At 73.7% G+C, this 8,166-nt stretch carries 7 protein-coding genes; all 7 read left to right on the plus strand.

Going from position 1 to position 8,166, the window contains the following annotated elements:
* The first annotated feature begins 490 nt into the window (after positions 1-490).
* Positions 491-751, plus strand: a complete 261-nt coding sequence (locus ACFVT2_RS15910; protein WP_390017450.1) for a hypothetical protein — start codon at positions 491-493, stop codon at positions 749-751.
* Positions 752-757: 6 nt separating this feature from the next.
* Positions 758-2,914: a 4-alpha-glucanotransferase gene (gene malQ / locus ACFVT2_RS15915; RefSeq protein WP_390017453.1), complete on the plus strand. Its 2,157-nt coding sequence runs from the start codon at positions 758-760 to the stop codon at positions 2,912-2,914.
* Between the two features lie 114 nt (positions 2,915-3,028).
* Complete coding sequence (locus tag ACFVT2_RS15920) at positions 3,029-3,277, plus strand: hypothetical protein (RefSeq protein WP_390017455.1); 249 nt, start codon at positions 3,029-3,031, stop codon at positions 3,275-3,277.
* 265 nt (positions 3,278-3,542) lie between these two features.
* Entirely contained in the window at positions 3,543-4,517 is a 975-nt protein-coding gene (locus tag ACFVT2_RS15925; protein ID WP_390017457.1) for an acyl-ACP desaturase, read from the plus strand.
* Positions 4,518-4,635: 118 nt separating this feature from the next.
* Positions 4,636-5,574: a DMT family transporter gene (locus ACFVT2_RS15930; RefSeq protein ID WP_390017459.1), complete on the plus strand. Its 939-nt coding sequence runs from the start codon at positions 4,636-4,638 to the stop codon at positions 5,572-5,574.
* A 35-nt stretch (positions 5,575-5,609) separates the two neighbouring features.
* Complete coding sequence (locus ACFVT2_RS15935; RefSeq protein WP_390017461.1) at positions 5,610-6,557, plus strand: LysR family transcriptional regulator; 948 nt, start codon at positions 5,610-5,612, stop codon at positions 6,555-6,557.
* 176 nt (positions 6,558-6,733) lie between these two features.
* A complete protein-coding gene (alc, locus tag ACFVT2_RS15940; protein ID WP_390017464.1) occupies positions 6,734-7,879 on the plus strand; it encodes an allantoicase in 1,146 nt (381 codons plus the stop codon).
* Positions 7,880-8,166 lie beyond the last annotated feature (287 nt).

Consider the following 8,166-nt stretch of genomic DNA (forward strand, 5'->3'; position numbering starts at 1 on the left):
TCCCGCCGGTTCCCCCTGTGTCCCGCCGCCCGGTCGCCGCGTCGCCGTCGCGCGCCCGGCGGCCTGCCCGGTGGGCGGGGCCGCGGTGCGGGCGTGTGGTCGCGGTGCGCGCGGCGCGGAACCGGGGGTTTCGACACCCCTCGGTACCCGATCGGACAGACCTTCGGCTGTGAGCCCACCATTGCGGCGGCGAGGGTGTCAACCGGGCCTCGGGGGCGCTCCCGGACACCCGGCGGACCGCCCCTTTCGTCCCCCCGGCACGGGCGGGTCATGATGCGCTCCGCTCCGCAGGAATTACGTTCTGGAGTGCCACCTTCCGGCGTTCTGTGCGCCGCATGGCGTTCCCCGCCGCGAAATCGCCGGTCCGGGCCATACTGTGACGTGAGTCACGTTTGCTAGGTGAAGGCGTCTGCGCTCGTGTCGACTGGGTAGGGCAAACGTGTCCCACTACCGCAGACGTGCCCCACTACCGATGAACGGGAGGCCGCTCGTGGCCGCATCCGCTCAACTCCTCCTCGACGCGCTCGCCGCGAAACCCTGCGGCGAGCCCGGGCTCTTCGACGGGGTGTCCGGCCCCGACTCCGGCCTGGAGGGCTCCGGCTCGTTCAGCTTCACCGAGCCGCCGCTCACCAGCGAGCCCCCGCTCGCCCACAGCGCCCCGCTCACCAGCGAGGTCCCCATCACCGCCGAACTCCCGCTGACCAGCGAACCGACGGCCACCGGACTGGGCACGGAGTCGATGGAGGTCTGAGCGGCCATGGGCCGCGCCCGGCTCGCCCGGCTCCACGGCATCGCCACGTCCTACGAGCCCGCACCGGGCCGCACCGTCCACATCGCCGAGGGCACCGCCGTCGCGGTGCTCGCCGCACTCGGTGTCGACGCCTCCACCCCGCAGGCCGTCCGCACCGCCCTCGCCGCCCACGAGGAGACCGTCGGCCACGCCCTGCTGCCGCTCACCGTCACCGCCCGCAGCGGCCGGCCACCGCGCCTCCCGGACCTCCCCGACGGCACCGTCCTGAGCGTCCGCACCGAAGACGGCACGCTCATCGGCGCGGAAGTACGGGACGGCACCCCGTACGGCGGCACGCAGGACCCCGCGGCGCTCGCCGGGCTCCCGCTCGGCGTGCACGACCTCCGGGCCGACGCCCCCGACGGCCGCACCGCCCGCGCCCACCTGATCGTCGCCCCCGAGACGGTGCCCGCCCCACCCGGCCGCACCCACGGCTTCCTCGTCCAGCTCTACTCCCTGCTCTCCCGGCACTCCTGGGGCATGGGCGACCTCGGTGACCTCGCCGACCTCGCCGCCTGGTCCGGACGTGCCCTGGGTACCGGCTTCGTCCAGCTCAACCCGCTGCACGCGGCGGTCCCCGGGCCCCCCACCGACCCGTCCCCCTACCGCCCCTCCTCCCGCCGCTTCCCCGACCCCGTTCACCTGCGCATCGAGCAGATCCCGGAGTACGCCCTGCTGGCCGGCGACGCGCGGGCCCGCGCCGACGAACTGGCCGCCCGGGCCCGGGAGTTGCGCGCCGACGTCCTCGACCGCGGCGGACTGATCGACCGGGACGCCGTCTGGGCCCTCAAACGGGAGGCCCTGGAACTCCTTTGCACCGTCCCGCTCGGCCCCGGCCGGCGCGCCGCGTACTGCGACTTCCTCGCCGAACAGGGCCGTGCCCTGGACGACCACGCCACCTGGTGCGCGCTCGCCGAGCGGCACGGCCCCGACTGGCGCGGCTGGCCGGCCGGCCTGTGCGACCCCCGCTCACCGCAGACCGCCCGGATCCGCCACCGGCTGCTGGACCGGATCGACTTCCACTGCCGGCTCGCCTGGTTCACCGACCAGCAACTGGCCGCCGCCCAACGGGCCGCCAGGGAAGCCGGTATGGCCGTCGGGCTCGTCCACGACCTCGCCGTCGGCGTGCACCCCTCCGGCGCGGACACCTGGGCCCAGCAGGACGCGTTCGCCACCGGAATGTCCGTCGGGGCGCCACCGGACGCCTTCAACTCCCGCGGCCAGGACTGGGGCCTGCCGCCCTGGCGCCCGGACGCCCTGGCCGCCGCCGGCTACGCGCCCTACCGCGCACTGCTGCGCGGCCTCCTCCGGCACGCCGGCGCGCTCCGCATCGACCATGTGATGGGCCTGTTCCGCCTGTGGTGGGTCCCCGAGGGCCGACCGCCGACCGAGGGCGCCTACGTCCGCTACGACGGTGAGGCGATGCTCTCCGTGCTGGCCCTGGAGGCCCACCGGGCCGGCGCCGCGGTGATCGGCGAGGACCTGGGCACCGTCGAGCCGGGCGTCCGCGAGGCGCTCGCCGAACGGGGCGTCCTGGGCACCTCCGTCCTGTGGTTCGAGCGGTCCTATGCCAGCGCTGCCACCACCGCCGCCGACGGCTCCACCGCCGACGGGGGCGACCCGACACCGGAACCGGCCGCCACCCCGGCCCGGATCCTGGCCCCCGACGAATGGCGGGCCGGCTGCCTGGCCACCGTCACCACCCACGACCTGCCGCCCACCGCCGCCCGCCTCACCGGCGCCGACGTCGCCCTGCGCGAACGCCTCGGCCTGCTCGCCGGGCCACCCGAGCGCGAACGCACCCGGGCCGCCTACGAACTCCGCGAATGGCTCGGCGCGCTCTCCCGCCACGGACTGCTGCCCGAGGGCGCCCGCAACGAGGAGGCGGTGGTCAAGGCCGTCCACCGCTTCCTGCTGCGCACCCCGGCGCGCATGGTCGGCATCTGGCTCCCGGACGCGGTGGGCGACCGCCGCCCGCAGAACCTCCCCGGCACCTGGGACGAGTACCCCAACTGGCGCCTCCCCATCGCCGGCCCCGACGGCCGCCCGCACACCCTCGAAGAGCTGGCCGCCTCACCCCGACTGCACGCGTTGATGCGGGAGCTGTCGTCCTCCGCGCGCTGAGCGCGACGACCGCGGGCCCTTGCGGGGCGCCGCACCGGGCGCTCCGGCCTGCCGCTATGTCGCTTGCCCCACCCCGGACGCGCGGGGTGGAGTGTCGTCCGCTACGTTGAACGGGTGAGCAACAAGGTCAAGAACACCGCCCTGCGCGCCGGAACCATCACCGCCGGCACCGCGCTGATGCTGCTGATGTCGTCCCCCGCGTTTGCGCTCACCCGCGACGACGGTGACGACCCGGGTCCGGGCCTGAGCGTGATCCAGACGCTCGGCCTCTACGTGGTGACGCCCATCGTGCTCTTCCTGATCATCGCCGGGCTGGTCATGGCGACCGACAAGACCCGCAAGCAGGCCAAGTCCAAGGGCTGACCCAAGCCCTGCGCGGGCCGTCCGCCCGCGCCCATGACGCCTTCACAGGGGCGCCCACCGATCCTTCCCGGACCGGTGGGCGCCCCTTTTCGCATGCCCGGGCCAGTGATCACGAAAAACCGGACATAGAGCGGCAGTTGATCAGCTTTGCGGGCGATTCACCCTTGGGGAGGTGTTTAACCGGGGCGTACCTACGATGACGTAACCTACGGGGCCGTAAGTCCAAACCTACGGATCCGTAGGTCCGTCGTCCCCAGGAGTACCCGTGACCATCGCCCCCGACCGCCTCGACGGAGCGCGCGGCCAGGCCGCCTGGACCGACACCCGACTGCTCTACGCCCTCGAAGAGGTCGTCGAGAAGGAGCTCAACCGGCATCTGGGGATCGCCAAGGAGTGGATGCCGCACGAGTACGTGCCGTGGAGCGACGGGCGGAACTTCGACGGGGTGATGGACGGCGAGCCCTGGGCCCCCGAGCAGTCCAAGGTCACCGCGATCGGCCGCACCGCGCTGGTGGTCAACCTCCTCACCGAGGACAACCTCCCCAGCTACCACCACGAGATCGCCACCCTCTTCGGCCGGGACGGCGCCTGGGGCACCTGGGTCCACCGCTGGACCGCGGAGGAGGGCCGGCACGGCATCGTGATGCGCGACTACCTGCTCACCAGCCGCGCCGTGGACCCGGTCGAGCTGGAGCGGTTCCGGATGGCCCACATGTCCGAGGGCTTCGAGTCCGACAACGCGCACAGCATGCTGCACTCGGTGGCGTACGTCGCCTTCCAGGAGCTGGCCACCCGGATCTCGCACCGCAACACCGGCCGGCACTCCGGCGACCCGGTGTGCGACCGGATGCTGGCCCGGATCGCCACCGACGAGAACCTCCACATGGTCTTCTACCGCAACCTCCTCGGTGCCTCCTTCGAGCTGGCCCCCGACCGGACGATGTGCGCCGTACGGGACGTGGTCACCGGCTTCCGGATGCCCGGCCACGGCATGCCCGGCTTCGAGCGGGCCGCCGCCCGGATGGCCCTCGGCGGGATCTACAACCTGCGCATCCACCACGACGACGTACTCCAGCCCGTGCTGCGCTACCTGAAGGTGCTGGAGATCGGCGGGCTGGGCCCGGAGGGGCTCGCCGCCCAGGAGGAGCTGGGGGCGTTCCTGGATGGCCTGGACGGGCAGGCGCGCCGCTTCGACGAGCGGCAGGCCGCGATCCTGGCCCGCCGGGCGGCCCGAGGCTGACTCTCGCAGACGATTCCTTTCAGTTTTCATGAAAGGAATCGTCTGAAGTATTCGATAGACCTGATGGGTGAGGGGCTGCCACGGTGGATCCGTATCCACCATCGAGGGAGAGGAAACCGTGGCAGTCCTGGAGCGGGTCCGCGCACACCGCACACCGTCCACACAGGCCGTGGGGCTGACCCTGGCCCTGACGGCGACCGTCGTCTGGTCCGGCAACTTCGTCATCGCCCGTGCCCTGCACGAGACCGTACCGCCGGTCCAGACCGCGTTCTGGCGCTGGAACATCGCGCTGCTGGCGGTCGCCCCGTTCGCCCTGGGGCAGGTCCGCCGGGAGTGGTCGGTGATCCGCCGGCACCTCGGATTCCTGGCGCTGGCCGCCCTGTTGGGCGTCACCCTCTTCAACACCCTGATCTACACGGCCGGGAAGAGCACCTCGGCCACCAACATGGCGATGATCGCGGCCGCTTCGCCGATGATGATCGCCCTCTTCGACCTGATCGGCGGCCGGCGCGGCGGCCGTGAGCCGCTGGGCGCCCGCCGCATCGCGGGCATGGTGATCGCCCTGCTGGGCGTGCTCACCCTGGTCGGCAAGGGCTCGCCGACCGCCGTGCTGCACCTGGACTTCGCCGGCGGCGACCTGTGGATGCTGGCCGCCACCGCCACCTTCGCCGGCTACAGCGCGCTGCTGCGCCGCCGTCCCGAGGGGATCGGCGGGCTCTCCTTCCTGTTCATGACGTTCGCGCTGGGCGCCGCGATGCTGGTGCCCGCCTACGCCGTCAGCCTCGGCGTCGAGGGCGGCTTCCCGCTCACCGCCGGGACGGCCGGACCGCTGCTCTACATCGGGGTGTGCTCCTCCGCCGTCGCCTACTTCACCTGGAACAAGGCGATCGCCCTGGTCGGCGCCGCCCGCGCCGGTGCCGTCTACTACCTCCAACCGGTGTGCGTGGCGCTGCTCTCGCTGGTCCTCCTGGGCGAGGGCATCAGCACGATGCAGGTGCTCTGCATGGCGCTGATCGTCGCCGGGGTGGCCCTGGGGGCGGCGGGCAGCCCGCGGTGACCGGGCCGGCCGCGTCGGGTGCGTACGCTGCCCGCATGGCCGACTGGGACATCAAGAAGCTGCGCATCCTGCGGACCCTCCAGGAAGTGGGCACGGTCACCGCGACCGCCGAGGCGCTGCACATGACGCCCTCGGCGGTTTCGCAGCAGTTGACCGGGCTCGCCAAGTCGCTCGGGGTGACGCTCCTGGAGGCGCACGGCCGGCGGGTCCGGCTCACCGGTGCCGCCCAACTGGTGCTGCGGCACGCCGAGGCGGTCTTCGCGCAGCTGGAGCGGGCCGACGCGGACCTCCTCGGCTACCTCCAGGGGGAGGCCGGCACGGTGCGGGTCGGGGCCTTCTCCACCGCCATCCCGGCGCTGGTGGTCCCCGCCGTCGAGGAGCTGCGCCGCACCCACCCGGGCCTGGCCGTGACCGTACGGGAGGCGGAGGCGGAGGCCGCGTACGAGCTGCTGGCCGAGGGCAGCGTCGATCTGGCGCTGTCGCTGGCCGCGCACGCGCCCACCCCGCGCGACCCCAAGTTCAGCCGGGTCTCGCTGCTCGCCGACCCGTTGGACGTGGCGCTGCCGGCCGGTCATCCGCTGGCCGCCGAGCCGGGGTTGCGGCTGGCCGACCTGGCCGGCGAGCCGTGGATCTTCGGCAGCAGCGGCCCGTGGTCCCAGATCACCACCACCGCCTGCGAGAGCGCCGGCTTCGTCCCGGAACAGGCGCACGCCGCCGCCGACTGGAGCGCGATCTGGGCGATGGTCGCCGCAGGGATGGGCGTGGCGCTGGTGCCCCGGATGGCGATGGCGGGCGGCCTGCGGGCCCCCGGGCACGGCAGCGGGGTCGCCCTGCGGGTGCTCCACGCCGACCAGCCGCGCCGCCATGTGATCGCCGCCGCCCGGCGCGGTTCCGAGGGGGCGCCCGGGCTCGCCCGGGTGCTGGCCGCGCTCCGTCAGGCGGCCTCCGCCCAGGCGACCGTGGGCCGGAACGGCGGCGAGTGAGGGGCGACGGCGCATGCGCCCCGGCGGGGTGCGTGCGGGCCGGCGGCGACGGCATCCCGGCCACCTTTCAGTCCGGCTGAAGATATTCCTCACAAACTTTCGATGGACCTGTCGGGTGCCCCGCTGCGACCGTGGAGCGGTCCCCAGCACCGCACACAGGAGCAGAAGGGAAACGCATGTCCGCCACCCCGGCCGCCGATTCCACCGATCCGCACGCCAACGACGCCCAGCCGTACTCCGGCGGCGACCCGTACGCCGACTACCGCGGCGGTGACTTCTCGTTCACCTCCCTCGTCGACCTGGCCGACCGCCGCTTCGGCGCCGGTGTGATCGCCGCCAACGACGAGTTCTTCGCCGAGCGGGAGAACCTGCTGAAGCCGAACCCGGCGGTCTTCGACCCCGAGCACTTCGGCCACAAGGGCAAGATCATGGACGGCTGGGAGACCCGGCGCCGCCGGGGCGCCGACGGCGAGAACCCCTTCCCCACCGAGGACGAGCACGACTGGGCGCTGATCCGTCTCGCCGCCCCCGGCGTGATCCGTGGCGTCATCGTCGACACCGCCCACTTCCGCGGCAACTACCCGCAGCAGGTCACCGTCGAGGCCACCGCGCTGCCCGGCAGCCCCAGCCCCGAGGACCTGCTCGCCGACGGTGTGAAGTGGGAGGAGCTGGTCCCCCGCACCCCCGTACGCGGCCACGCCGCCAACGGCTTCGAGGTCACCGCCGAGCGCCGCTTCACCCACCTCCGCCTCCGGCAGCACCCCGACGGCGGCATAGCCCGCCTCCGGGTCTACGGCGAGGTGGTCCCCGACCCGGAGTGGCTGGACGTCCTGGGCACCCTCGACCTGGCCTCGGTGATGCACGGCGGCACCGTCGAGGACGCCTCGGACCGCTTCTACTCCTCGCCCACCCAGATCATCCAGCCCGACCTGTCGCGCAAGATGGACGACGGCTGGGAGAACCGCCGCCGCCGGGTGCGGGGCACCAACGACTGGGTGCGGTTCAAGCTCGCCGCGCAGGGCGAGGTCCGCGCCGTCGAGATCGACACCGCCTACCTCAAGGGCAACTCGGCCGGCTGGGCCCGGCTCTCGGGCTGCGACGGGAACCCGGACGACGCGTCCTCGTGGTTCGAGATCCTGCCCAGGACCAAGCTCCAGCCCGACACCCCGCACCGCTTCGTGCTGCCCCGCAGGGTCACCGCCACCCACGTCCGCCTGGACGTCTACCCCGACGGCGGCCTGGCCCGGATGCGGGTGCACGGCGACCTCACCGAGGCCGGCCGCGCCGAACTGGTCCGCCGCTTCGACGAGTTGAGCGGCTGACCCACCTGTCCCGCCGGGCCCCGTAGGAGGGGGACGGGGCCCGGCTGCGCTCCCGCAGGCTCGTGCAGAGCCGGGAGCCCCACTACCCGCCCGGCGGACGGCCACGCTCCTGACGCCCCGTCCGCCGGGCGACTCCACCCCGCAAACGACCGCGGTCCGCATCCGCGGAAAGGGGCGTGGCCCCGGGCCCAGGGGGGTTGGGGGGCCCCCCCCCGGCCGACCGCCAGGGGGGGGTGCGGGCCCCGCCGCCCCGCGCGCCCGGCCGGGCGGCGGCGCCCGCCACCGCC

This window comes from Streptomyces sp. NPDC058000, assembly GCF_042886435.1.
Lineage (GTDB): Bacteria > Actinomycetota > Actinomycetes > Streptomycetales > Streptomycetaceae > Streptomyces.

Excerpts from the sequence above, each read along its gene's own strand:
- malQ (WP_390017453.1), top strand. The coding sequence starts at position 758 with ATGGGCCGCGCCCGGCTCGCCCGGCTCCACGGCATCGCCACGTCCTAC.
- ACFVT2_RS15935 (WP_390017461.1), top strand. The coding sequence starts at position 5,610 with ATGGCCGACTGGGACATCAAGAAGCTGCGCATCCTGCGGACCCTCCAG.
- alc (WP_390017464.1), top strand. The coding sequence starts at position 6,734 with ATGTCCGCCACCCCGGCCGCCGATTCCACCGATCCGCACGCCAACGAC.